Below are 25,286 nucleotides of genomic sequence, written 5' to 3'. Positions count from 1 at the left end.
GCGCCACGGCTGCGAGCGCACCCGGCACGGACTGCGGCAAACCACCCCGGAGCCGCCGGCGAAAGGGGAACGCCCCGAGTAAGACCGGCCGGGCCTGCGCCCGTTACAGCGCGTACGAGCGTCCGGTGCCGCCGCGGCGCCGGGCAGCAGGGTGGAACCGCGGGAGCGATCCGGCCCCCGTCCCTGACCGGGACGGGGGCCGTTTCCATACCGCCGGGACGAGGAGGCCCAGTCCATGGCACAGCCGGAGAAGCAGCAAGGCCCCGAGGTGGGAGCGGGCGAGATCCGCGTGCGCCTTCCGGACGGCTCGGAGCGCCTGTTCCCCCGGGGGACGACGGCGGCGGAGGTGGCCCGCAGCCTCGGGCCGCGCCTGGCGAGGGCGGCGCTGGCGGCCGAGATCGACGGCGAGGTGCGGGACCTGAGCACGCCGCTTCAGGAGGACTGCTCCCTGCGCATCCTCACCTTCGCCGACGAGGAGGGCCGCCGGGTCTTCCGCCACTCCAGCGCGCACCTCATGGCGCAGGCGGTGAAGCGGTTGTGGCCGGACGCCAAGCTCACGGTGGGGCCGCCGCTCGAGGACGGGTTCTACTACGACATCGACATGCCGCAGCCCATCTCCTCGGACGACTTCCCGCGGATCGAGGCGGAGATGGCGAGGATCGTGCAGGAAGATCTCCCCATCGTCCGCGAGGAGGTCGACCGCGAGTGGGCGAAGCGCTTCTTCGCCGAGCGGGGCGAGGACTACAAGGTCCTCCTGGTCGACCGCATCCCCGAGGGCGAGCCGGTGAGCATCTACCGCCAGGGCGAGTTCGCTGACCTGTGCGTGGGCCCGCACGTGCCGTCGACCGGTCGGCTCAAGGCCTTCAAGCTCCTCTCCGTGGCCGGGGCCTACTGGGAGGGCGACCAGCGCAACAAGCAGCTCCAGCGCCTGTACGGCACCTCCTTCGAGAAGCCGGCCGACCTCGACCTCTACCTGCGCCGGCTGGAGGAGGCGAAGCGCCGTGACCACCGCCGGCTCGGCGCCGAGCTCGACCTCTACGCCTTCAAGGACGAGGCCCCCGGCTTCGCCTTCTGGCTGCCCAAGGGGTACCTCCTGTACCGGACCCTGGAGAACTGGTCCCGGGAGGTGCAGGAGCGGCGGGGGTACCAGGAGGTCCGCACCCCCTGGATCTTCCACTCCCGGCTGTACGAGACCTCGGGACACTGGCAGCACTACCGGCAGAACATGTTCCTGATCCGGTCGGAGGACGAGTGGTTCGCCACCAAGCCGATGAACTGCCCCGGCCACTGCCTCCTCTACAAGGCCGAGGTGCGCTCGTACCGGGACCTGCCCATCAAGATCGCCGAGTACGGCCCCCTCAGCCGGTACGAGGTGAGCGGGGCGCTCCACGGCCTCGTGCGGGTGCGCGGCTTCCACCAGGACGACGCCCACCTGTTCGTGCGGGAGGACCAGATCGAGGAGCAGATCCGCGAGGTGCTGGGGATCATCGAGGAGATCTACGGCACCCTCGGGCTCGAGTACGAGGTGAAGCTCTCCACCCGGCCTGAGGACTTCATGGGCGAGATCGAGACCTGGAACCGCGCCGAGGCGGCGCTGGCGGCTGCGCTGGAGAAGTCCGGCCGGCCCTACAAGCTCAACCCCGGCGACGGCGCCTTCTACGGCCCCAAGCTCGACTTCGACGTCACCGACGCCCTCGGCCGCAAGTGGCAGTGCGCCACCATCCAGCTCGACTTCCAGCTGCCCGAGAAGTTCGACCTCACCTACGTGGACCGGGACGGCCGGGAGAAGCGGCCCGTGATGATCCACCGGGCCGTCATGGGGTCGATCGAGCGGTTCATCGGCATCCTCACGGAGCACTTCGCCGGCACCTTCCCGGCCTGGCTGGCCCCCGAGCAGGTCCGGGTGCTGCCGGTGGCCGAGCGGCACCACGAGTACGCCTTCCGGGTGGCCGAGGAGCTGCGCGCCCGGGGCCTGCGGGCGGACGCCGACCTGCGCAACGAGAAGGTGGGCTACAAGATCCGGGAGGCCGAGGTGAAGAAGGTCCCCTTCATCCTCGTGGTCGGCGACCGCGAGGTCGACGGCGGCACGGTCTCCGTCCGCCGGCGGGGGATGCAGGACCTGGGGGCCATGCTGGTGGGCGAGTTCGCCGACCTGGCGCGCCGGGAGGTCGCCGGGAAGGTCCTCGACGACGCCGCCCGCAAGGCCACCCAGCTGGCCCAAGGCTGAGAAAGAGGAGGACCACCCATGCCCTGGCCCGGCGTCATCGCCGCCTACCGTCCGTACCTTCCCGTCACCGACCGCACGCCCGTGGTCACCCTCCTCGAGGGCGGGACACCGCTCATCCCCGCCCCGCGCCTCGGCCGGGAGCTGGGCGTCGACCTGTACCTCAAGTTCGAGGGCCTCAACCCCACCGGCTCCTTCAAGGACCGGGGGATGACGGTGGCGGTGTCGAAGGCCCTAGAGGAGGGCGCCCGGGCGGTCGTGTGCGCCAGCACGGGCAACACGAGCGCCAGCGCCGCCGCCTACGCCGCCCGGGCCGGGGTACCGGCCTACGTCGTGGTGCCCGACGGCGCCATCGCCCTCGGCAAGCTCGCCCAGGCCGTCGCCTACGGGGCGCAGGTGCTGCAGATCGCCGGCAACTTCGACGAGGGGCTCGCCCTCGTGCGGCGTCTCTCGGCCGAGCGACCCGGCATCGCCCTGGTGAACTCCGTGAACCCCATGCGCCTGCAGGGGCAGAAGACGGCGGCCTTCGAGGTGGTCGACGCCCTGGGCGCGGCCCCGGCGGCCCTCGCCATCCCCGTCGGCAACGCCGGCAACATCACCGCGTACTGGATGGGCTTCAAGGAGTACGGCCGGGGGCGCCCGGTGATGCTGGGCTTCCAGGCGGCCGGCGCCGCGCCGCTGGTCCACGGCCGGCCGGTGGAGCATCCGGAGACCGTCGCCACGGCGATCCGCATCGGCAACCCGGCCTCGTGGAGCGGCGCGGTGGCCGCGGCGCAGGAGTCCGGCGGCGGCTTCTGGGCCGTCACCGACGACGAGATCCTCGAGGCCTACCGCCTGATCGCCTCCGCCGAGGGCGTCTTCGCCGAGCCTGCCTCCTGCGCGTCGATCGCCGGGCTCCGCCGGCTGGCCCGGGAGGGCGCCCTGGCCCGCTTCCGTGGCGAGCGGGTCGTCGCCGTGCTCACCGGCCACGGGCTCAAGGACCCCGGGACGGCGCTCAAGGTCTCCCGCGACCCGCTGCGCATCCCGGCCGCCTACGAAGCACTGGTGGAGGCCCTTGGCGTCTGAACCTCCGCTCACCTGCCTGTCGGGAGGCCCCCCGCCGTGATCAAGGTCCGCGTTCCCGCCACCTCGGCCAACCTGGGCCCCGGGTTCGACACGCTGGGCGTCGCGCTCGAGATGTACAACGAGATCGAGATGGCCGAGACCGGCATCCTGGACGACGTCATCGAGGTTGAAGGCCACAGCGGCGGGATGCTGGAGGAGCCGCAGCACAACCTCGTCTACCAGGCGGCCCGGCTCGCCTTCGACCGCCTGGGCTACCGTCCGTACGGCCTCCTCCTGCGCGAGCGGATCGGGATCCCCGTGGCGCGGGGGCTGGGGTCGAGCGCGGCGGCCATCGTGGCCGGCCTGGTGGGTGCCAGCGCCCTCGCCGAGCGGGCCACGGGGCACGGCCTGAGTCAGGAGGACATCCTCCAGCTCGCCGTGCAGATGGAGGGCCATCCGGACAACGTGACCCCGGCGCTGGTCGGCGGCTTCACCGTGGCCTGCATGGACGAGGGCCGGCCGCTCTTCGTGCGGTTCGACCCGCCGCCGGGGCTCGAGGCCGTGATCGCCATCCCGGAGATCCCCCTGCCGACGAAGACCGCCCGGGGGGTCCTCCCGGGCGAGGTCACGATGGCGGACGCCGTCTTCAACCTGAGCCGCGCCACGCTCCTGGTGGCGGCCCTCCTGACCGGACGGCTCGACCTCCTCGCCGCGGCCACGAAGGACCGCATGCACCAGCCCTACCGCGAGGCGCTCGTGCCGGGCCTGCGGGCCGTGATCCAGGCGGCCCTCGACGCCGGGGCGAGAGGCGTGGCGCTCTCCGGGGCGGGCCCGTCGGTCATCGCCCTGGTGGAGCGGGGCAACCAGGAGCCTGTCCAGAGCGCCATGGAGGCGGCCTTCCAGTGGCACGGGAGCGACTGTACCGTGCGGGCCGTGGCCCTGGCGAGGGAAGGGGCCCGGGTGGAATGGGTTGACGATCGTGCTTGACGGCTGCTCCAGTCGCTGCTATAGTGTTTGGCAACAGCGAGGCCAGAAGAATCGGCCAAGGCGATGACGGGGCCAGTAGGAGGACGCCCGCCGCCCAGAGAGCCGGGCATCCGGTGCAAGCCCGGCCGGTCGGGGCACTTCCGAACCCACCCCGGAGCAGCCGGCGATGAGCCGGCCGGCCACCCCGCCGATACCGGGGGCCGGGCCTGCGGGCCCGGGTAGAGCGGGGCCCCCGGAGGGGCCAACGAAGGTGGTACCGCGGAAGAAACCCTTCCGTCCTTCACGGACGGAAGGGTTTCTCGTCTGGGAGCGGGAGGGGTCGGCGCATGCTGGAGGATCTCACCATCGGCTTTCTCGGCGCCGGGTCGATGGCGGAGGCCCTGGTCCACGGCCTGCTGGGGGCGGGCCTCACCGCGCCCGACCGGATCTGGGTGACGAACCGGTCGAACCGGGAGCGGCTCGGCGGGTTCGCCCGGCGGTTCGGCGTGCACGTCACGCCGGACAAGGCGCAGGTGGTGGAGCGGTCGCACGTCCTGGTGATCGCCTGCAAGCCCAAGGACGTGGCGGGCCTCTTGGCAGAGGTGGGGCGGAAGACCCGCCCCGGCCAGATCGCCCTCTCCGTGGCGGCGGGGATCAGCACCGAGGCCCTGGCGGCGGGCCTCACCCCCGGCGTGCAGGTCGTCCGGGCGATGCCCAACACCTCCAGCCAGATCCGCGAGTCGGCCACGGCGCTGTGCGGCGGGCCCGGAGCGACCCCGGAGGCCGTCGCCGTGTGCCGGGCCATCCTGGGGGCGGTCGGCAAGGTGGTCGAGGTCCCGGAGCCTCTCCTCGACGCGGTCACGGGCCTCTCCGGTAGCGGTCCGGCGTACGTCTACGCCATGGTCGAGGCACTGGTGGAAGCGGGGGTCCGGGCCGGCCTGCCGCGCGAGGTCTCGCACGACCTGGCGGTCCAGACGGTCCTCGGCGCGGCCCGCATGCTGGTCGAGACCCGGGAGGACCCGGCGGTCCTGCGCCAGAAGGTCACGAGCCCGGGCGGGACCACCATGGCCGGCCTCCAGGTGCTGAGCGAGCACGGCTTCCACGAGGCGATCGTCCGGGCGGTCTCCCGGGCCGCCGAGCGGTCCAGGGAGCTCGGCCTCCTCCTGGCGTCGGCGCCGGGGGCCGACTGACACCCTTCGCCGGGCTCCGGTGCCGTGCCACAGTGCCGTGCCCGCCCGGTGCTTGACGGTGGAAGGCGGCCATGTTAAGGTAGTAGCGCCAAACGCATAGGGAATGTTGTGCGTAAGCAGAAGCCGCCACGCTTCTCACCATACGGCTGCGGCCAGTATGGTTCCGGGGCTCCGGGTCCGGACAGGTCCGGACCGTTTGGGGTTGGAGGCCTTGACGGGCGGCTACGGCCGCCCGCTTCGCGCGCCGGCGTGGTGGTCCGACGAGAAGCCAGGAGGTGTAATTCGATCAGTAGGGATCAGCAGCACCGGGTGAACGAGCAGATCCGCGCCCGGGAAGTGCGCCTCGTCTCCGAGACCGGTGAGCCGATCGGGATCATGCCCCTCCGGGACGCGCTTCGCATCGCCCAGGACCGGGGGCTGGACCTGGTGGAGGTGGCCCCCCTCGCCCGGCCGCCCGTCTGCCGCTTGATGGATTACGGCAAGTTCAAGTACGAGCAGTCCAAGCGTGAGCGGGAAGCCCGGAAGAAGCAGAAGGTCATCGACCTGAAGGAGATCAAGATGCGCCCGAACATCGAAGACCACGACTTCGAGGTGCGGGTGCGCAGCGCGGAGCGGTTCCTCCGGGACGGGGACAAGATCAAGGCGACCATCATGTTCCGTGGCCGGGAGATCGTCCACGCGGACCTCGGCAAGCAGGTGCTCGACCGGTTGGCGGAGCGGGTGCGGGATCTGGGGATCGTCGAGCGGCCGGCGAAGGTGGAAGGCCGCAACATGATCATGATCCTCGCGCCCCGTCCCCAGCCCCAGCAGCGGGCCGAACGGCCCGAACGGCAGGAGCGGCGCGAGCCCCCGGTAGCCGCTGCCCAGCCCGACGTCAGCGAATAGGTTGCCGGCACCCGCGCCCGCCGCGCGGGCCGGTGCCCTCGATACAAGAAGGAGTGGACAAGGTGCCGAAGATGAAGACCCACCGGGGCGCCGCCAAGCGCTTCCGGCTCACCGCGACGGGCCGCTTCAAGCGGAGCAAGGGCTGGAGGAGCCACCTTCTCACGCACAAGTCGAGCCGGCGCAAGCGCCGCCTCCGTCAGTCGACGGTGGTGGCCGAGACCATGGAGAAGAAGGTCCGGCGCCTGCTTCCTTATGCGTAGCTGAACGGAGGAGGGATCTGTCGTGGCTCGCGTCAAGGGCGGCCCGCGCACGCGGAGGCGGCACAAGAAGATCCTGAAGCTGGCGAAGGGGTACTACGCTGGCCGGTCCAAGCTGTTCCGCGCAGCCAACGAGCAGGTGCTGCACGCCCTGGATTACGCCCGCCGGGACCGCCGTCAGAACAAGCGGAACTTCCGGCGTCTGTGGATCGCGCGCATCAACGCCGCCGCCCGCCAGAGCGGTCTCTCCTACAGCCGCCTGATGAACGGCCTCAAGCGGGCGGGCATCGCCATCAACCGGAAGATGCTCGCAGACCTCGCGGTCCGGGATGCCCGGGCCTTCGAGGAACTCGTGCAGCGCGCCAAAGCCAGCCTGTGAGTGGCCCCACGACCCGGCTGCGGGGAGCGGTCGGGTCGTCTCCCTTTTGAGGACCCGGACCGCCGAGGCGGGCCGGACGGGTGGGTGTTGCGGGTGCCCCGTTTCTTCGTGGTCGCGGGCCTCGGCCGCTTTGGCCGGGCCGTGGCCCGGACCCTGGTCGAGGAAGGCCAGTCGGTGCTCGCCCTGGACGTCGACCCGGAGCGCGTGCAGGAGATGTCGCACGTGCTGCCCCGCGTGGCTCGGTGCGACTGCACCGACATGGAGTCGCTGCGGGTCCTGGGCGTCCAGGGGTGCGACGTGGCCGTGGTGGCCATCGGCAACAGCATGGAGGCGAGCATCCTCACCACCCTGGCCTTCAAGGAGCTCGGGGTGCGGCGGGTGATCGCCAAGGCGATCAGCGACGCCCATGGCAAGGCGCTGACCCGCTGCGGGGCGGACCGGGTGGTGTATCCGCAGCGCGACATGGGGGTCCGCGTGGCGCACAACCTGGTGTCCGCCAACGTCACCGAGTACGTGCAGCTCTCGCCGTCGCACAGCATGATCGAGCTGGTGGCCGGGCCGCGGCTGGCCGGCAAGAGCCTCCGCGAGCTTGCCCTGTCCCAGCGTTACGAGGTGAACGTGATGGCCATCCAGCGTGGCCGTCGCACGCTGGTGGCCCCACGCGCCGACGAGGTTGTCCAGCTGGGGGACATCCTGGTCCTGCTCGGTCCGGACCGGGGGATCCGGGAACTGGAGGAGAACGCATGAGGCTCGGGCTGCCTGTGCTGGCTGCCCGCCGCCGCCACGTCCTCTTCAGCCCCGCGCGGGTGCTGGTGACGGGCTTCGCCCTGCTCATCCTCGTGGGCACGGTGCTGCTCTCGCTGCCGGTCAGCAGCGCGACGGGTCAGAGCGTCGGCGTGGTGAACGCCCTGTTCACGGCGACCTCGGCGGTCTGCGTGACCGGCCTCGTCGTCCTCGACACGGCCGGGGACTTCTCCCTCTTCGGGCAGATCGTGATCCTGAGCCTGATCCAGATCGGCGGGCTCGGGATCACCGTGCTCTCCGTGGCCGTGGCGCTGATCCTGGGGCGGCGGGTCTCGCTCCGGGAACGGGTGGTCCTGCAGGAAGCCTTCGGCCAGTGGGCCCCGGCCGGGATGGTGCGGCTGGTCCAGGAGGTTCTGAAGGTCACCGTGGTCATCGAGGGGACCGGGGCGCTGATCCTCTTCCTGCGATTCCTCGGGGACTACCCGCCCCTGCGGGCGGCCTGGCTGGCCGTCTTCCACGCCATCTCCGCATTCGCCAACGCGGGCTTCGACCTCTTCCACGTGAGCCTGAAGCCCTTTGCGACCGACCCGGTCGTGGTCCTCACGGTGGCCGCGCTGCTCATGGTCGGGGGCATCGGCTTCACGGTCATCCAGGACCTGCGGCGCACCCGCCTGCACTGGCACCGCCTGAGCCTGCACTCCCGCATGGCCCTGGCGACCACCGCCTGCCTGGTCGCCGGCGGCTTCGCCGCCGTCCTCGCGCTCGAGTGGTCGAACCCGAAGACGCTCGGGGCCCTACCGCCGCTTGCCCGGCCCCTGGCGGCGTTCTTCACGGCCGTCACCCCGCGCACGGCCGGGTTCGAGGTCATTCCCACCGGTGAGCTCCGGCCGGTCACCCTGCTCCTGGTGATCGCCCTCATGTACATCGGCGCTTCCCCGGGAGGCACGGGGGGCGGCATCAAGACCACCACGTTCGCGACCGTCGTGCTGACGATCCGGGCGGCGGTCCGGGGATGGGAAGACGTGCACGTATGGGGGAGACGCCTGCCCAACGACCTCCTCCGCAAGGCGTGGGTGATCGCCGCCATCGCCGCCGGCTGGGTGCTTCTGGTAACCGCGACCTTGCTCGTCACGGAGGGGCGCGACCTGACCCCGATCCTCTTCGAGACGACCTCGGCCTTCGGCACGGTCGGCCTCTCGACCGGCATCACCCCGGACCTCACCACCGCCGGTAAGCTCCTGATCGCGCTGATGATGTACACGGGGCGCGTCGGGCCCCTGACGCTGGCGGTCGCCCTTGCCGAGCGCCGCGCCCCGGCGCCCGACGTGCAATTCCCCGACGAGCGGGTGATGATCGGGTGAAGCAGTTCGCCGTCATCGGCCTCGGCCGCTTCGGCTCCAGTGTGGCCCGCACGCTCGAGAGCCTGGGTCACCAGGTGATGGGGATCGACCGCGACCACGCCCGGGTGAACCAGATGCGCCACGAGCTGACCCACGTGGTGGAGGCGGACTGCACCGACGAGGAGCAGATCCGCGCCCTCGGGCTGCGCAACTTCGACGCGGTGATCATGGCGGTCGGCGGGGACCTGCAGGAGAGCACCCTCATCACTCTCCTCCTCAAGGAGGCCGGGGTGCCGCGGGTGGTGGCGAAGGCGTCGAGCGACCTGCACGGCAAGCTGCTGGAGAAGATCGGCGCGGACCAGGTCATCTACCCCGAGCGCGACATGGGGGTGCGGGTGGCCCACCACATCCTCACCGGCGTGGCGCTGGACTCGATCGAGCTCTCGCCCGGCTACCGGGTGGTCGAGGTGCCGGCCAGCCCGGCCATGTTCGGCCGCTCGCTCCGGGACCTGAACCTGCGCGCCCGCTTCCGCCTGAACGTCATGGCGATCCGCCGCGGCGAGGACGTGCTGGTGAACCCCGGTTCGGACGACGTGATCTACGAGGGCGACATCCTGGTGGTGGCGGGCGACCCCACGAGCCTGAGCCGCCTGCAGGAGCTGGAGGAGTCGCCGGCCGGTGGCTGAGGCCATCACGAGCGCCCGCAATCCGCTGCTGAAGCGCGTCCGGGCGCTGGCGACCCGCCGCCGGGACCGGGAGGCCGAGGGCTGCTCCATCCTGGAGGGCGTGCGGCTCGCCGAGGAGGCGCTGCGGGCCGGGGTGACCCTCGAGGTGGCGCTCTACACGGACGAGCTTGCGGCCCGGCGGGAAGCGGCCGGGGTGCTCGACGGGCTGGCGGCTGCCGGCGTCCGCCGGGTGCGGGTGCCTGCCGACCTCCTCGCCCGGGTGGCCGACACCGTCACGCCGCAGGGGCTCCTGGCCGTGTTCCGCATCCCGGGGCGCACCCTCGAGGAGCTCGTCGCATCAGTCGCTCTGGCTGCGCCGCCGGGCGACCGGGCGCGCCGTGCGGCCGGCCCGCTCGTGGTCGCCGACGGGCTGCAGGACCCGGGAAACCTCGGCACGCTGGTGCGGTCGGCGCACGCCCTGGGCGCTGCCGGGCTCGTGGCCACCGGCGGGGCGGCCGACCCGTGGGCGCCGAAGGTCGTCCGGGCCGCCATGGGCGGCCTGTTCCGGCTTCCGGTGGCCGTCGAGCCGGACCCGGAGGCGGTGGTCGCCCGGCTGCGGCAGGCCGGCGTGCCCATCGTGGTGGCCGACGCCCGGGGCGAGCGGCTGCCCTGGGAGGTCGACTGGCGGCGCCCCCTCGCCCTCGTCGTGGGCAGCGAGGCCCGGGGGCCGTCGCCGGCCTTCCGCCGGGCCGCCGGCGGGACTGTCCGGATCCCCATGCCCGGGGAGGCGGAAAGCCTGAACGCCGCCATCGCCGGTACACTGCTCCTGTACGAGGCGCTTCGCCAGCGGGGAGGGTGAACGTGCGGGCGGGACGGGGGCCGTTCGGCCTGCGCCGACCGCATGCCGTTCGGCGTACCGCCGCTTCACGCACCGTGGGAGGTAGCGCCGGCTCGCCCCGTGCGGGAGGCCTCTCCGTTGCGCCTCGGAGGCGGGCTGTGGTACAATGCCCGGTGTCAGACAAGTCCAAACCCTGCTGGAAAGGGAGTGGTACCGCTGACGCCAGCCCAGGTCTTTTGGGACCTCTTCCTCCGGACGGGTTCGGTCATCGCCTACCTCCTCTACAAGCGCTTCACACTCCAGTAGGGTTGTGGTAAGATCAGGACTACATGGAGCCGACCGCCGGAGCCGGCGGGCGAGGCGGGGTGCCGGGCGCCCCGCACCTGTTTTGTGAACCGGCGATGACGGAGGAAAGTACGCCTGCAGGGGCGGTGTCCAGAGACGGGGGCCGTGGCTGCAAGCCCTCGCTCCGCCGGCAGGGGGAAGTTCCCTCCCGAGCAGCCGTGCTGAAGCGGGCAGCGCCGCTGGCGGCCCGTGCGTAGGTGCGGCCGTAGCCCCGGCGTTAGCGGGGAGGGCGGAGCGCCTGCGGGTGCTGGCGCCTGCGACGAGGGAGGTCCGCGAGGGCCTAACATGGGTGGTACCGCGGGAGAACGCTCCCGTCCCATGGGGACGGGAGCGTTCTCGCGGTGCCGGCCCACCGGCGGGACCGGCAGCAGCGCAGAGCGGAGGGCGAGCGAGAATGGACGAGGTCGGGCGCATCCGGGCGGAGGCGCTGGCCGCGGTGCAGTCGGCCGGGTCGACGGCCGAGCTGCGGGAGTTGCGGGTGCGCTACCTGGGCAAGAAGTCCGAGCTGAGCCGGCTGCTCGGGCAGATCGGCCGGCTGCCGCCCGACGTGCGGCGGACGCTCGGGGCCGCCGCCAACGAGGCGAGGGCAGCCATCGAGGCGGCGCTGGCCGAGCGGGAGCGGGTGCTTCAGGAGGTCGAGCTGGCGGCCCGGCTGGAGGCGGAACGGATCGACGTCACGCTGCCCGGCACACCCGTGCCCCGGGGACACCTCCACCTGCTCCGGCAGGTCTGGGAGCGGATCGAGGACATCTTCATCGGCATGGGCTACGAGGTGGCGGAGGGCCCCGAGGTGGAGACGGACTGGTACAACTTTGAGGCGCTCAACATCCCCAAGGGGCACCCGGCCCGGGACGCGCAGGACAGTCTCTTCATCGAAGGCGAGGACGTGCTCCTGCGCACCCATACCTCCAACACCCAGGTGCGCTACATGCAGCAGGTGGCCCCCCGGCTGCCCGTGCGCATCATCGTCCCCGGCCGCGTGTTCCGGCGGGACACGGAGGACGCCACCCACCTGTCGATGTTCCACCAGGTGGAGGGCCTGGTGGTCGACCGGGGCATCAGCATGGGCGACCTGAAGGGAACGCTCCTGGAGATGGCGCGGGGGCTGTTCGGGCCCGACTCCCGCGTGCGGATGCGCCCGTCGTACTTCCCCTTCACGGAGCCGAGCGCCGAGGTCGACGTCTCCTGCCCGTTCTGCGGCGGCAGCGGCTGCCGGGTGTGCAAGGAGACGGGGTGGATCGAGATCCTGGGCTCGGGCATGGTTCACCCCACGGTCCTGCGCAACGGCGGCTACGACCCGGACGAGGTCACCGGCTTCGCCTTCGGGATGGGCATCGAGCGGGTGGCGATGATCCTGTACGGGGTCGACGACCTCCGGCACTTCATCGCCGGCGACATGCGCTTCGTCCGGCAGTTCTAGGAGGGCGGCGGGATGCGGGTCTCACTGGACTGGCTCAGGGATTACGTGGACGTCGCCGAGCCGCCGGCCGAGGTGGCCGGCCGGCTGACCGGGGTGGGCCTGGCGGTGGAGGGCGTCCAGGGGCCCGACCCCGACGTGCGCGGGGTCGTGGCCGGCCACGTCGAGGCGGTGGAGCGCCACCCCTCCGCCCCGAACCTCTTCGTCTGCACCGTCGACGTGGGGGCGGGGCGGCGCCTCCAGATCGTCACCGGGGCCACGAACGTCCGGGAGGGCGACCGGGTGCCGGTGGCCGTGCCGGGCGCCCGCATCGCCGGCGGGCGGGAGATCGGGGTGGCCGAGTTCCGGGGGGTGAAGTCGGAGGGGATGCTGTGCTCCCCGGAGGAGCTCGGCATCCCGGAGGGCGGCGACCGGATCCTGATCCTGCCCCCCGACGTCCCGGTCGGCGCGGACTGCCGCGCCCTCCTCGGCCTGGACGACACGGTCCTGGAGCTGGAGCTGACGACGAACTACGCCTCGCACTGCCAGTCCATGATCGGGGTGGCGATCGAGTACGCCGCCCTCACCGGCCGGGCCGTGCGGTGGCCGGAGATCACGCTCCGCGAGGACGGGGACGGCCACATCGCCGACTACATCGCCATCCGCATCGACGACCCCGACCTCTGCCCGCGGTACGCCGGCCGGCTCGTCACCGGCGTGAAGGTCGGCCCTTCGCCGGCGTGGCTCCAGCGGCGCATCCGGGCGGCCGGGATGCGGCCGATCAACAACGTGGTCGACGTCACGAACTTCGTCATGATGGAGCTCGGCCAGCCGCTCCACGCCTTCAACTACGACCGGATCGGCGGGAAGCAGATCATCGCCCGGCGGGCCCGGCCCGGCGAGCGGATCGTCACCCTGGACGGGCAGGAGCGGGTGCTCGACCCGGACGTGCTGGTGATCGCCGACGCCGAGCGGCCGCAGGTCATCGCCGGCGTGATGGGCGGCGAGGACTCGGAGGTCACCGAGTCGACCACGAACGTGTTCCTCGAGGCCGCCGTGTTCGACGGCATCAACAACCGGCGGACGAGCCGGCGATACGGACTTCCCTCCGAGGCGTCCGCCCGCTTCACCAAGGGCGTCGACCCCTCCGGCGTGGTGCGGGCCCTCGACCGGGCGGCGCAGCTCCTGGCGGAGATCGCCGGCGGGCGGGTCGTGCCCGGGGTGCTCGACGTGTACCCCCGGCCCTTCGTTCCCCGGGTGATCCCCCTGCGGCTGCGGCGGCTGCGGACCGTGCTCGGGCTGCCACTCTCGCTCGACGAGGCGGCCGGCTACCTGCGCCGCCTCGGGCTGGTGGTGCTGCCGGGCGAGGACCTGATGCTCTTCGACCTGCCGCGGCTCGAGGCCGCGGGCGCGATGCCCGACCTGCGACCGGAGCAGCAGGGGGTGGGCGGCGGCGCCGGAGCGGCCCGCGGCGTCGCGTCCGAGGTCGCCGACCCCTCCGACCCGGCGGACGAGCTGCCCGTGTGGGCCGCCATGCACGCGGTCAGCCCCGTGCCGGCCGACGACGTCGCCTACCGGACCTGGGCGGCGGCCGCGCGCGGGGAGATCCTCCGGGCCGGCGAGACCGTGCGGCGCTGGGCGGCGGACGAGGCCGGGCTCCTCGTGGCGGTCGTCCCCACCCGCCGTCCGGACCTGGCCATCGAGGACGACCTGGCCGAAGAGGTGGCACGCCAGCACGGCTACGACCGGATCGAACCCACCCTTCCCCGGGGACCGGCCGTGCGGGGTTCCCGCAGCCGCCGGCAGGAGATCGTGCTGGCCCTCCGGCGGGCGCTGGCCGGCGCCGGCCTGGACGAGGTGCTCACCCACAGCCTCACCTCGCCGGCGGTGCTGGACCGGCTGCGCCTCGCCCCCGACGACCCGGCCCGCCGCGTCCTCACGGTCCAGAACCCGCTCTACGAGGAGCGCTCCGTCCTGCGCACGCTGCTGGTGCCCTCCCTTTTGGACGTGCTCCAGTACAATGTGTACCGGCAGGTGCGCGACCTGGCCGTCTTCGAGATCGCCCGGGTGTACCGGCCGGCGGACGCCGGCGCGCAGGCAGGGGAGCCCGACCCGGCGCGGTCGCCCGCCGTGGAGGACCTCCGGATCGGTATCGCCGCCCACGGCCTCGCCGTGCCGGTGGGATGGAACCACCCCGAGCGCCCGGCGGACTTCTACTGGCTGAAGGGGGTGCTCCTGCACGCCCTCTCCAGCGTCGGCGTGGCGGCGACCGTGGTGGAGGGCGCCGGGGTCCCGTGGCTGCACCCGGGGCGCAGCGCCCGGCTGCTGATCGGCGGGAGGCCCGCCGGCGTCCTGGGCGAGGTGCACCCGCTCGTCGCCGCGGCGTGGGATCTGCCGGGACGCCCGGTGGCCGCGGAGGTCGACCTCGATCCCGTTGCCGCCCAGGTGCCGGCGCTGCGGACGTACCGGCCGGTGCCGCGCTTCCCGGCGGTGACCCGGGACCTGGCGCTCGTGCTCGACCGGACGGTGCCGGCAGGGGCCGTGGCCGGGGTCATCCAGGACTCGGGCGGCGACCTCCTGGAGGACGTGCGGCTCTTCGACGTCTACGAGGGCGAGCCTGTCCCGCCGGGCCGGCGCAGCCTGGCGTTCTCGCTCACCTTCCGGTCGCCCGAGCGCACGCTGACCGACGCCGAGGTGGAGGAGGCGATGGCGCGGATCCGCGCCGCCCTGACCCGGATCGGCGCCCAGATGCGGGCTTAGGGTCGCCATGGCTGCACGGCCCGTCCGGCACGGGGGGTGGATCGTTGGCCGTTCTCACCGTCCAGGACCTGGCCTGTGACGCGGGCGGACAGCGCCTGCTGACCGGCGTCTCCTTCGTCCTGAACCGCGGCGAGCGGCTGGCCGTCGTGGGCCCCAACGGGGCCGGCAAGTCGACGCTCCTGCGCACCCTGGCGGGGCAGGCGGAGCCCGCCTCGGGGCGGGTCGTCGTGGCCCCCGGCTGCCGGGTGGGCTACCTGGCCCAGGAGGCGGTCCCTCCGTCGGACCGGGCCGTCGCCGAGGAAGCGGCCCGCGCGCTGTCGCACATCTGGGGGTGGGAGGGGCGGCTGCGGGACCTGGAGGCCGAGATGGCCAGCGCCGCGGCCGCGGGGCGGGCGCTGCGGGAGGTGACGGCGGAGTACGACCACCTCCTGGCCCGCTTCGAGGCCGCTGGCGGGTACGCGGCTCCGGCCCGCGTGCGGTCGGTCCTGTTCGGCCTCGGGTTCCGGGAGCCCGACCTGTCCTTGCCGGTACGGGCGCTTTCCGGTGGGCAGCGGGTCCGCCTGGGCCTGGCGAAGGTGCTGCTGGCCGAGCCGGACCTCCTGCTGCTCGACGAGCCCACGAATCACCTGGACCTGGCGGCCGTGGAGTGGCTGGAGGGCTATCTGCGCGTCTCCCGGGCGGCGGCGGTGATCGTGTCGCACGACCGCTACCTCCTCGATTCCGTGGCCGGGGCGGTGCTCGAGCTGCGAGCAGGGCGGAGCACGTACTACCGCGGGAACTACTCGGCCTACCTCGAAGCCCGGGAGGCGCGGCTGCGCCAGGAGGAGGCGGCCTGGCGCCGCCGGGAGGAGGAGCGGCAGCGCCTCGAGGCCTTCATCCGCCGCTACCAGGCCGGCAGCCGGGCACGGCAGGCGAAGAGCCGCGAGCGCGCCCTGGCGCGCCTGGAAGAGGAGGGCACCCCGCCCCCGCCGGTCGCCCGGCCGGGCCTGCGCCTGCAGTTCGGTCCCCGCCACGAGAGCGCCGAGGAGGTGCTCGTGGTCCGGGACCTTGCCCGCGCCGTCGGCGACCGCGTGCTGTTCCGCGACGTCACCCTCCGGGTGCGGCGCGGGGAGCGCGTCGCGCTGGTGGGTCCGAACGGGGCAGGCAAGACGACGTTCCTGCGGATCCTCCACGGGCTCGAGGCGCCCTCCGCCGGTCGGGTGTGGTGGGGCGTCGGGGTGCGGAGGGGGTACTTCGCGCAGGACCTGGACGACCTGGACCCCGGCCGCACGGTTCTCCAGACCATCCTGCAGCTGCCGGGGATGACCGTGTTCGAGGCCCGGTCGCTGCTCGCCCGCTTCCTGTTCCGGGGCGAGGACGTGGAGCGTCCGGTGGGCGTGCTGTCGGGCGGCGAGCGGAGCCGTCTCCGGCTGGCCCGGCTCGTGCTGTCCGGCGCGAACACGCTGCTCCTCGACGAGCCCACGAACCACCTCGACGCCGATGCGCGCCAGGCCCTGGAGGAGGCCCTGCAGGTCTTCCCCGGGACGATCCTGTTCGTCAGCCACGACCGGTACTTCATCGACCGGCTGGCGACGCGCGTCTGGGCGTTCGCCGATGGGGCAGTGACCGACCATCCGGGCAACTACACGGCCTACCGCGAGGCGCAGGCGGCCGCGCAGGCGGCGGCCGCCCCCGCGAGTGCCCCGGCCGGCCAGCCGCGGGAGCCTGCGGCGGCAGGCCCGGGCCGCGGCGCCGCCGGGGATGGCCCCCCGCACGCCACTCCGCGGGAGCGGCGGCGGGCCGAGGCCGCCCGCCAGGCTGAGGTCCGCCGGCTGGAGACGGAGATTGCCCGCCTCGAGGCGGAGAGGGACGAACTGGCCGCCCGCCTGGCCGACCCGGACACGTACCGCAGCCCGCGAGGGCGCGAGATCGCCGCCCGTTACCAGGCGCTGGAGCGTGAGCTCGAGCGACTCTACGTGGAGTGGGAACGGGCGGCGTCAGGGTGAGCGGTGCACGGCGGCCTCCCTGGCCCGTGACCGCGGCGCCGGCTGTCAGCCGAAGAAGTAGCCAGTTCGCAATAGTTAGCTACCCCAAGTTGACTTCGGGTCTTGGTTGAAGTAGCATGGAATCGCATTCCATCGGAATCCGGGAAACCGCTTCGGGAGGTGTGGACCCGTGCTCAGCCCGGGTCAGCGCCTTCGGATGGTACGAGAGTCGCAGCGGCAGAGCCTGCGTGACGTGGAGCGGGCGGTTGGACTGCACTACAGCTACATCGGGGCGCTGGAGCGGGAGCACAAGAGCTTCGACCGGGTGCGGGCGGAGCACCTGGTGGCGCTGGCGCGCCACTTCGGGGTGTCGGTCGACTACCTCCTGGGGCGGGTGCCCCCCGAGACCGGACGGGTCCTCCGGCTGAAGATGGCGCGGCTCAAGCCTGCGGAACTGCAGGCGTTCCGGGACCTCGACCGGCCCGGGCTTCGCCTGCGGCAGATCATCACCTGGATGATGGAGGAGGGCTACCCGGAGTTCGCACCGGACCGCCTGGCGGCCTACTTCCGGGTCCCGGCCGATCAGCTCCGGGACATGCTGGCCGGACGGACCGAGATACCGGACACCCTCCTTGCGCGGCTCTGCGAGGAGACAGGCATCCCGGAAGGGCTCCTGAAGAGGGGGGAGATGCCGCCGGGCGTCGACGTGCTGCGGCTGCTCCTGGCCCACCCCGAGGCGGAGGCGTACATCGAGACCCTCCACCTGGCCCTGCGGGAAGGCATTCCCCCTCGCAGCCTCGCCCACCTCGTGCGCAGCTTCATCGAGGCTCGGGCCGCGGCAGTTTCCGAGGGCGCGTCCGGGCTGGCGGCAGCCACCGGACCCGGCGAACCGAAGCCCGCGCGGACCGGGGCAGGATGATGTCACCTGGTTGTCCCGAACGGTGCTGGGAGATTCCGGATGATCATGGCTGGACAACACATGGCGTGTATGGTAAATTCATGACAGGGTACGTCCCGCGCACTGCGGGGTCGAACCCCGGGCCGTGGTGGTCCCCCCCGTCGCGAGGGCTTCCAGCCCGTCAGGTTCCCCCACCACGGTCCGATTGCCCTGCGCCCGGTGTCACAGCAGGCCGGGCGCCTTTTTCTTGCCCTCGGCGGCCGGGCCTGCCGGCCTGCTTGAAGCCTGCCCACCCGGGGGTACGCTAACAGGACGAGCACACCCGGGGAAAGGGTCCGGCGGGGGGTGCCGCCGGTGGACCGGTGGTTGCCGGAGCTTCTGGCAGACCTGCCACGACTGACCTTCCGTACCACCGTGCTGTTCTTCCTGGTCCTGGCGGTCATGCGCTGGACGGGCAAGCGGACGGTCGCAGCCATGGCGCCGTTCGACCTGGCCCTCGTCATCATGATCAGCGAGGTCGCCTCGATCCCGATCACCGAGGCCGACGGCAACATGCTGCACGGGATCGTGCCGGTCCTGATCCTCGGGGGCCTGCACGTCCTCCTCACCACCCTGAATCTGCGCTTCCGGAAGGTGGAGGACGTGACGGAAGGCCGTCCCACCCTGCTGGTGAAGGACGGCCGGATCCTGCTCGACAACCTGCGACGGGAGCGCGTCAGCCTCGGCGACCTCGCCGCCGCGCTCCGCATGCAACAGGTCCTGCGCCTCAGCGACGTGGAGGAGGCGTGGCTCGAACCGACCGGCGGGGTGAGCGTGGTCCTGCGCGAGGCGGCCCGCCCGGCGACCCGGGCCGACGTGGCCCAGGAGCAGTGCAAGCCTCCGCCGCCCCCGGAACGGCGGCCGCCTGACGGGTCAGTGCCAGCGGACGGTGCCCAGGAAGTCGAGCAGCGCCCCGTTGAACGCCCCCGGGTCTTCGAGGTTGGCGAGGTGTCCCGCGCCCGGGAGGACCTTCAGCACTGAGCCCGGGATCGCGGCGGCCATCGCACGGGAGGCGTCGGGCGGTGTCAGGGTGTCCTCGTCGCCGACGAGGATGAGCGTCGGGACACGGATCCCCGGGAGAAGCGGCCGGGAGTCGGGGCGCCCGGCGAGTGCGTGAAGGGCCTGCACCACGCCCTCGCGCGGCGCGCCCAGCACCAGGTCGCGCACCCGGAGGGTCACGCCGGCGCGGGCGCGGTGCGTGGTGGCTCCGAGGGCTCCCTGCACGAACCCGTCGGCGATGGCCGCCGGGCCCTGCGCCTCGACCTGGCTCGCCTGGAGGAGACGGCGCTCCCGGGCTTCCGGCGCGTCCGGCTCGGCGCGGGTATCGGCCAGCACCAGGGCAAGCACCCGCTCCGGTGCCCGCTCCCAGATGCGGAACAGCACGTACCCGCCCATGCTGAGCCCCACGAAGGCAGCCCGCCGGATCCCGTACCGGTCGAGTGTCTCCAGCACCGCCGCCGCGAAGCCGTCCAGGCTCTGCGCGCGCACCGCCCGGCTCTCGCCGAAGCCGGGCAGATCCGGAGCCAGCGGGCTGAAACCGGCCGCCTCGAGGGTTTCGACCTGCGGGGACCACATCGTCCGGTTCAAGGGGAAAGCGTGCAGGAGTACGACCGGGCGGTACGGCTCGAACGTGACGGCGAGTGCCATCGACCGGCCTCCTCGTCTCCAGGTGGTGCACCTGGCAGGTGCACGACAGGAGGGTTCGACGGTGCCAACGCCGGTCCCTCCACGGCTGCCGGCCCGAGCGGAGCGAGTCTTCCGGTTGCGCCGGCGCGGCCGGCGCGTACATAATGCAAGGGGCCGGGGCTCCCCCGGCCCGGAAGGGACGTGACGGCTCCGAAGTGAACGAGCGCGCGCTCCGCACGCTGGAATTCGACCGGATTCGAGCGCTCCTGACGGCCCGGGCGCAGACCGCGGCCGGCAAGGCGATCTGCGCGGCTCTGCAGCCGTCGCCGGACCCCCTCGAGGTGGCCCACCGGCTGCGGGAGACGTCGGAGGCGCGGGCGCTCCTGGACCGCGGCGCCGGCCTGAACCTGGGCGGGGTCCGTGACCTGCGCCAGGCGGTGCGGCGCGCCATCCTGGGGGCGCCGCTGGAGCCGGCCGAGCTCCTCGACGTGGCAGACACCGCTGCGGCCGCCCGCCGCCTGCGCCGCCAGCTGGCCGAGCACCAGGCCACGGCCCCGACCCTGGCCGCCTACGGGGCCCAGCTGGGAGACTTCGCCGCGACCGAGGCCGAGATCCGGCGGTCGATCACGGAGGAGGGCGAGGTGGCCGACGCCGCCAGCCCGGAGCTGGCCCGCATCCGCCGGGAGATGCGGATCCTCCAGAACCGGATCCGGGAGCGCCTGGAGACCCTCGTCCGGAACCCGTCGATGCGGCTCTACCTGCAGGAACCCATCGTCACCATCCGGGACGATCGCTACGTGCTGCCGGTCAAGGTCGAATACCGCTCGCAGGTGCCCGGGGTCGTGCACGACCAGTCCCAGAGCGGCTCCACGCTGTTCATCGAGCCCTTCGCCGTGGTCGACCTGGGCAACGACCTCAAGCGCCTGGCCCTCGACGAGCGGGAGGAGATCGCCCGCATCCTGGCCCGCCTGACGGGGCTCATCGCACAGGACGCCGACGCCTGGACCACGACCCTCGAGGCCCTCGCGCACCTCGACTTCTGCGCCGCCAAGGCGCTCCTGAGCCGGGACCTCGACGCCGTGGAGCCTGTGCTCTCCGACCGCCCCGAGGTGGCGATCGTCCGCGGCCGGCACCCGCTCCTGCCCGTCGAGCCCGTCCCCATCGACGTGCACCTGGGCCGCGACTTCGACGTCCTGGTCATCACGGGGCCGAACACCGGCGGCAAAACCGTGACCCTGAAGACGATCGGCCTCTTCTGCCTCATGGCCCAGGCGGGCCTGCACGTGCCGGCCGCCCCCGGCACGGAGCTCGGGGTGTTCTCGCAGGTCTTCGCGGACATCGGCGACGAGCAGTCGATCGAAGCGAGCCTGTCCACCTTCAGCTCCCACATGGGGGCCATCGCCGGCATCCTGGCGGAGCTGCAGCCGGGTGCCCTCGTCCTCCTCGACGAGCTGGGCGCGGGCACGGACCCGACCGAGGGCGCCGCCCTGGCCATGGCGATCCTCGAGCACCTCCAGGCCCGCGGGGCGCTCGCCGTGGCCACCACCCACTACCCGGAGCTGAAGGCCTTCGCGTTCCACCGCGACCGGGTGGAGAACGCCTCGGTGGAATTCGACCTCGAGACCCTCCGGCCCACGTACCGCCTCCAGATCGGCACGCCGGGGGCGTCACAGGCGTTCGAGATCGCGCTGCGGCTCGGGATCGCCCCTTCCCTCGTCGAACGCGCCCGCAGCTTCCTCAGCCGGGAGGAGGACACGGTGGAGCGCCTGCTCGCCCACGTCCAGGCGGCGCGGATCGAGGCGGAGCGGGAACGGGAGGCGGCCCGGGCTGCCCGGGCCGAGGCGGAACGCCTGCAGCGGGACGCGCGCGAGCGCCTGGCCCGCACCCGCGAGCGGGAGCAGGAGATCCTGGAGAAGGCCCGCGCCGAAGCTGCCAGCCTCCTGGCGGCGGTCCGGCGCGAGGCGGAGGAGATCCTGGACGAGCTCCGCGCGGCCCGCCGCCAGCAGGCGGCGCGCGAGCAGGAGCGGGCCATCGCCGCCGCGCGGGAGCGCCTGCGGGCCCTGAGCGGACGGACCCGCAGCCTTGAGCCGGCGGCGGACGCCGCCGGCCCTGCCGCAGTCGATCCGCTGGCGGGAAGCCCGGAGGCGGGGCCACCGCCCGACCTCCGGCCGGGCGAGACCGTCTACGTCCGCTCGATGAACGTGACCGCCACGGTCCTGTCCCCGCCCGACGTGGAGGGGCAGGTGACGGTGCAGGCCGGCGTGCTCAAGCTGCGCGTCCCCGTCTCGGACCTCCTGCGGGCGGCTGCACCGGCCCCGGCGGCGCCTCCTGCGCCCGCGCCGGCCCGGCCCCGCCCCGAGGCCGCCGGGGTCCGCGCCGGGTTCTCCACGGAGCTCGACCTGCGCGGGCTCACGACGGCCGACGCCCTCCGCCGGATCGACAAGTACCTCGACGACGCCCTGCTCGCCGGGGCGACGCACGTGCGGATCATCCACGGCAAGGGCACCGGCGCGCTGCGCCAGGCCGTGCAGCGTTACCTGCGGGAGCACCCCGCGGTCGTCTCCTTCCGCCTCGGCGGGGTCGGCGAGGGCGGCGACGGCGTGACGGTGGCCACGTTGCAAGAACCCTGATTCGGGGCGGGCGGGGACCCGCTCACGACGTGGAGCAGATCCGGGCCCTCCGGCGCCGCCTGCCGCCTGCGCCGGGGCGGGGCCCCGCGTTTCCTTCGTTGGGAGGAAAAAGTGTCCTATTTTTGTAGAACACCATATTGACCCTCCAAGGGCTCCCTGCTAGACTCTGGCCATAGCGACAACTCAAAACTCACGACTCGCAACCCACAAGCGCGGACTCACGAGTGACAGGTGAAGACGCCTCTTATCCAGAGCGGCGGAGGGAACTGGCCCGATGAAGCCCGGCAACCCGCGGGGATGGCGCGCCCCCGCGAAGGTGCCAACTCCACCGGACATCCCGGGAGATAAGAGGGCGGCCTGCCGGCTACAGAGCGGGCCTCCCCGCCGGGGAGGCCCGCTGCCGTTCGGCCGGAATGCACACCGGGTCCGCCCGACACAGGAGGGCTGTCCCCCCATGAAACGCGTCGTGCTGCCCGTGCTGGTGGTCGTCCTCGCCCTTGTCGCCGCCGTCGGGTGCGGCCGTTCCGGCGGCGCAGCCGCCAGGCCTCCCGAGATCCGCCTCGACTACGCCTACTACTCGCCGCTGAGCCTCGTGATCAAGCACCACGGCTGGATGGAGGAAGAGTTCCAGGCCGACGGGCTGCCGGTCAAGTGGGTGCTCAGTCTGGGCAGCAACAAGGCGATCGAGTACCTGGCCAGCGAGAGCGCCGACTTCACGTCGACTGCGGGCGCCGCCGCCCTCCTGGCCCGTTCCAACGGGATTCCCCTGCAGGTGGTCTACATCTACTCCAAGCCGGAGTGGACGGCCCTGGTCACCCGCAAGGACAGCCCGATCCGCACTGTGGCCGACCTGAAGGGCAAGAAGGTCGCCGCTACCAAGGGGACCGACCCCTACATCTTTCTCCTGCGGGCACTGGATACCGCGGGCCTCAGTCAGAGCGACATCGAGCTGGTGCACCTGCAGCACCCGGACGGCAAGGCCGCCCTGGACCGGGGTGAGGTCGACGCCTGGGCCGGCCTGGACCCGCACATGGCGCAAGCCAACCTCGAAAGCGGCGCCCGGTTGTTCTTCCGCAACCCGGACTTCAACACCTACGGGTTCCTGAACGTCCGGCAGTCCTACGCGGACCGTTACCCTGAAATCGTCAAGCGGGTCCTCAAGGTGTACGAGAGGGCGCGCCGGTGGGCACTCGAGCATCCTGAGGAGACGGCCCGCATCCTGGCGGAGCAGGCCAAGATGAGTCCGGAGGTCGCACGGCAGGTCTTGACACGCAACGACTTCCGGAACCCCATCCCCGGCGAGGAGCACCGCAGGGGCCTGGCGGCCGCCAGCCGCATCCTGGTGAAAGAAGGCCTCATCAAGCCGGGTGTGGACCCGGAGAAGGTCATCGGCGAACTCATCCGGCCCGAGTTCGCCCGGGCCGTCGTCCAGCCGTAGGGCCGTGGCGCCTGCGGTGCCAGGAAGACCCCGGGGGACGGCCGTCCCGGACGGAAAGGGGGAAGACACGGTGGCTCAGGTCATGGTGACACGCCCTGCCGTACGCACCGGCGCCCGTCTCCGGCGGGCCGGACGGGCCGAAGCGTTCATCGTTCCCGTCGTCCTGCTCGCCCTCTGGGAGACCGCCAGCCGCGCCGGGCTCGTACAGGCCTACCTCCTCCCGCCGCCCAGCGCCGTCGTGGCGTACCTTGCCAGCGCGCTCCTCTCGGGCGAACTGGTCACCCATGTGGCGGTCAGCGTCATGCGGGTGCTCGCCGGATTCAGCGCCGGCGTCGCGCTCGCCCTGCCCGCCGCCGTGGCGGTGGGCCTCAGCCCACGGGCGGAGCGTCTCCTCGATCCAACCCTTCAGGCCATCCGCGGCATTCCCTCGCTCGCCTGGGTGCCGCTCCTGCTCCTCTGGATGGGCATCGACGAGGCGCCCAAGGTGACCCTCATCGCCATCGGCGCCTTCTTCCCGTTCTACCTCAACCTCGTCGCCGGCATCCACGGGATCGACCGCAAGCTGGTCGAGGTGGGCCGCGTCCAGGGTTTGTCGCAGCTTCAGATCATCCGCCACATCCTGCTCCCCGGCGCCCTGCCCTCAGCCCTGACCGGACTGCGGGCGGGGATGAACATGGCCTGGCTCTTCCTCGTGGCCGCCGAGCTGATCGCCGGCACCCGGGGCCTCGGCTTCCTGCTCACCGACGGCCGTGAGCTCTCCCGGGCTGACATCGTGCTGGGGGCGATCCTCCTGCTCGCACTCCTGGGGAAGTTCTTCGACGGCATCCTGAAGGTGCTCGAGAACCGGCTCCTGCGCTGGCGCGACAGCCTGAAGGAGGCGAAGGCCGATGCGTGAGGTGCTCACGGTCCAGGGGCTCTCCAAGTGGTTCGGCGAGCTCGAGGTCCTGCGCGGGGTCGATCTGACCGTACGGGCCGGCGAGGTGGTCTGCCTGGTCGGCCCCAGCGGCTGCGGCAAGAGCACCCTGCTCCGCATCGCCGCAGGGCTGGAGACCGTCCAGGGCGGCACGGTGGCCGTCGCCGGCACGCCGGTCCGCGGACCCCACCCGGCAGTGGGGGTCGTGTTCCAGGAGCCCCGGCTCATGCCTTGGTTGACGGTGGCGGAGAACATCGCCCTGGGGCGGCGGCTCGTACCCGCGCTGCGGGCCCAGGTGGCCGAGCTCGTGGTCGAGATGGGGCTCGGTGACTTCCTCGACGCCCTCCCCAAGCAGCTTTCCGGCGGCATGGCCCAGCGGGTCGCCATCGCCCGGGGGCTCTTCCACCACCCGGAACTGCTCCTCCTCGACGAACCCTTTAGCGCTGTCGACGCCCTGACCCGCATGCGGCTCCAGGAGATGCTGCTGCGGGTCGTCCGGACTCGGGGCACCACGATGCTCCTGGTCACCCACGACGTGGACGAGGCCGTCTACCTGGCCGACCGGGTGGTGGTGATGAGCCCGCGGCCCGGGCGGATCCGGTGCGAGATCCCTGTCGAGCTTCCCCATCCCCGCAGCCGGCACTCCCCCCAGCTGACCTCCCTGAGGGGCCGGGTCCTGGCGGAACTGCTGGGCGAGTGGGACACCGCTGCGGACTGAAGCAAACGCCATTCGAGGGGAGGCAAG

21 protein-coding genes and 1 riboswitch are annotated in these 25,286 nt (G+C 72.5%); of the genes, 20 read left to right on the top strand and 1 reads right to left on the bottom strand.

The annotated features are described in order from the left end of the window. The first annotated feature begins 235 nt into the window (after positions 1 to 235). The 16 genes from thrS (at position 236) to caldi_RS09410 (ending at position 18,915) form a co-directional block, all read left to right on the top strand. Entirely contained in the window at positions 236 to 2,227 is a 1,992-nt protein-coding gene (gene thrS, locus caldi_RS09485) for a threonine--tRNA ligase (protein WP_264841534.1), read from the top strand. A gap of 18 nt (positions 2,228 to 2,245) precedes the next feature. Beyond that, positions 2,246 to 3,289, top strand: coding sequence for a threonine synthase (thrC, locus tag caldi_RS09480; RefSeq protein WP_264841533.1), 1,044 nt, complete (start codon positions 2,246 to 2,248; stop codon positions 3,287 to 3,289). Between the two features lie 36 nt (positions 3,290 to 3,325). Further along, positions 3,326 to 4,255 carry a homoserine kinase gene (gene thrB, locus caldi_RS09475; protein ID WP_264841532.1) on the top strand — a complete coding sequence of 310 codons (930 nt, stop codon included), beginning with the start codon at positions 3,326 to 3,328 and terminating at the stop codon, positions 4,253 to 4,255. Positions 4,256 to 4,581: 326 nt separating this feature from the next. Continuing rightward, positions 4,582 to 5,424 carry a pyrroline-5-carboxylate reductase gene (proC, locus tag caldi_RS09470; RefSeq protein WP_264841531.1) on the top strand — a complete coding sequence of 281 codons (843 nt, stop codon included), beginning with the start codon at positions 4,582 to 4,584 and terminating at the stop codon, positions 5,422 to 5,424. A 249-nt stretch (positions 5,425 to 5,673) separates the two neighbouring features. Continuing rightward, a complete protein-coding gene (gene infC / locus caldi_RS09465; protein WP_454464613.1) occupies positions 5,674 to 6,309 on the top strand; it encodes a translation initiation factor IF-3 in 636 nt (211 codons plus the stop codon). 62 nt (positions 6,310 to 6,371) lie between these two features. Further along, the gene (gene rpmI, locus caldi_RS09460; protein ID WP_264841530.1) at positions 6,372 to 6,569 is read left to right on the top strand and encodes a 50S ribosomal protein L35; all 198 of its coding nucleotides are present in this window, start codon (positions 6,372 to 6,374) and stop codon (positions 6,567 to 6,569) included. Between the two features lie 22 nt (positions 6,570 to 6,591). Further along, positions 6,592 to 6,945: a 50S ribosomal protein L20 gene (gene rplT, locus caldi_RS09455; protein WP_264841529.1), complete on the top strand. Its 354-nt coding sequence runs from the start codon at positions 6,592 to 6,594 to the stop codon at positions 6,943 to 6,945. 93 nt (positions 6,946 to 7,038) lie between these two features. Further along, positions 7,039 to 7,692 carry a potassium channel family protein gene (locus caldi_RS09450; RefSeq protein ID WP_264841528.1) on the top strand — a complete coding sequence of 218 codons (654 nt, stop codon included), beginning with the start codon at positions 7,039 to 7,041 and terminating at the stop codon, positions 7,690 to 7,692. Further along, entirely contained in the window at positions 7,689 to 9,050 is a 1,362-nt protein-coding gene (locus tag caldi_RS09445; protein WP_264841527.1) for a TrkH family potassium uptake protein, read from the top strand. Before caldi_RS09450 ends, caldi_RS09445 begins: the two co-directional genes overlap by 4 nt. Then, on the top strand, positions 9,047 to 9,715 hold the full coding sequence (locus caldi_RS09440) for a potassium channel family protein (RefSeq protein WP_264841526.1): 669 nt from the start codon (positions 9,047 to 9,049) through the stop codon (positions 9,713 to 9,715). Before caldi_RS09445 ends, caldi_RS09440 begins: the two co-directional genes overlap by 4 nt. Further along, entirely contained in the window at positions 9,708 to 10,553 is an 846-nt protein-coding gene (locus caldi_RS09435) for a TrmH family RNA methyltransferase (protein WP_264841525.1), read from the top strand. Before caldi_RS09440 ends, caldi_RS09435 begins: the two co-directional genes overlap by 8 nt. 718 nt (positions 10,554 to 11,271) lie before the next feature. Continuing rightward, entirely contained in the window at positions 11,272 to 12,297 is a 1,026-nt protein-coding gene (gene pheS, locus caldi_RS09430) for a phenylalanine--tRNA ligase subunit alpha (protein ID WP_264841524.1), read from the top strand. Positions 12,298 to 12,309: 12 nt separating this feature from the next. Continuing rightward, entirely contained in the window at positions 12,310 to 15,033 is a 2,724-nt protein-coding gene (pheT, locus tag caldi_RS09425) for a phenylalanine--tRNA ligase subunit beta (RefSeq protein WP_264841523.1), read from the top strand. Between the two features lie 44 nt (positions 15,034 to 15,077). After that, positions 15,078 to 17,018, top strand: coding sequence for an ABC-F family ATP-binding cassette domain-containing protein (locus caldi_RS09420; protein ID WP_264841522.1), 1,941 nt, complete (start codon positions 15,078 to 15,080; stop codon positions 17,016 to 17,018). 169 nt (positions 17,019 to 17,187) lie between these two features. Then, complete coding sequence (locus caldi_RS09415; RefSeq protein ID WP_264841521.1) at positions 17,188 to 17,916, top strand: helix-turn-helix domain-containing protein; 729 nt, start codon at positions 17,188 to 17,190, stop codon at positions 17,914 to 17,916. Between the two features lie 333 nt (positions 17,917 to 18,249). After that, a complete protein-coding gene (locus caldi_RS09410) occupies positions 18,250 to 18,915 on the top strand; it encodes a DUF421 domain-containing protein (RefSeq protein ID WP_264841520.1) in 666 nt (221 codons plus the stop codon). Here caldi_RS09410 and caldi_RS09405 read toward each other — a convergent pair. Further along, entirely contained in the window at positions 18,808 to 19,581 is a 774-nt protein-coding gene (locus caldi_RS09405) for an alpha/beta fold hydrolase (protein WP_264841519.1), read from the bottom strand. The two genes, caldi_RS09410 and caldi_RS09405, sit on opposite strands and share 108 nt — an antisense overlap. Positions 19,582 to 19,775: 194 nt before the next feature. Here caldi_RS09405 and caldi_RS09400 point away from each other — a divergent pair, with 194 nt between their 5' ends. The 4 genes from caldi_RS09400 (at position 19,776) to caldi_RS09385 (ending at position 25,259) form a co-directional block, all read left to right on the top strand. Continuing rightward, complete coding sequence (locus caldi_RS09400) at positions 19,776 to 22,190, top strand: endonuclease MutS2 (RefSeq protein WP_264841518.1); 2,415 nt, start codon at positions 19,776 to 19,778, stop codon at positions 22,188 to 22,190. A 241-nt stretch (positions 22,191 to 22,431) separates the two neighbouring features. After that, positions 22,432 to 22,541, top strand: a riboswitch (SAM riboswitch). 103 nt (positions 22,542 to 22,644) lie between these two features. Beyond that, positions 22,645 to 23,628, top strand: coding sequence for an aliphatic sulfonate ABC transporter substrate-binding protein (locus caldi_RS09395; protein ID WP_264841517.1), 984 nt, complete (start codon positions 22,645 to 22,647; stop codon positions 23,626 to 23,628). A 70-nt stretch (positions 23,629 to 23,698) separates the two neighbouring features. After that, positions 23,699 to 24,523 carry an ABC transporter permease gene (locus caldi_RS09390; protein WP_264841516.1) on the top strand — a complete coding sequence of 275 codons (825 nt, stop codon included), beginning with the start codon at positions 23,699 to 23,701 and terminating at the stop codon, positions 24,521 to 24,523. Next, positions 24,516 to 25,259, top strand: a complete 744-nt coding sequence (locus caldi_RS09385; RefSeq protein ID WP_264841515.1) for an ABC transporter ATP-binding protein — start codon at positions 24,516 to 24,518, stop codon at positions 25,257 to 25,259. The genes caldi_RS09390 and caldi_RS09385 overlap by 8 nt, the downstream gene beginning before the upstream one ends. Positions 25,260 to 25,286: the final 27 nt, after the last annotated feature.

Source organism: Caldinitratiruptor microaerophilus (assembly GCF_025999835.1).
Classification (GTDB): Bacteria; Bacillota; Sulfobacillia; order Symbiobacteriales; family ZC4RG38; genus Caldinitratiruptor; species Caldinitratiruptor microaerophilus.
This window is presented reverse-complemented; position numbering and strand designations above follow the sequence as displayed.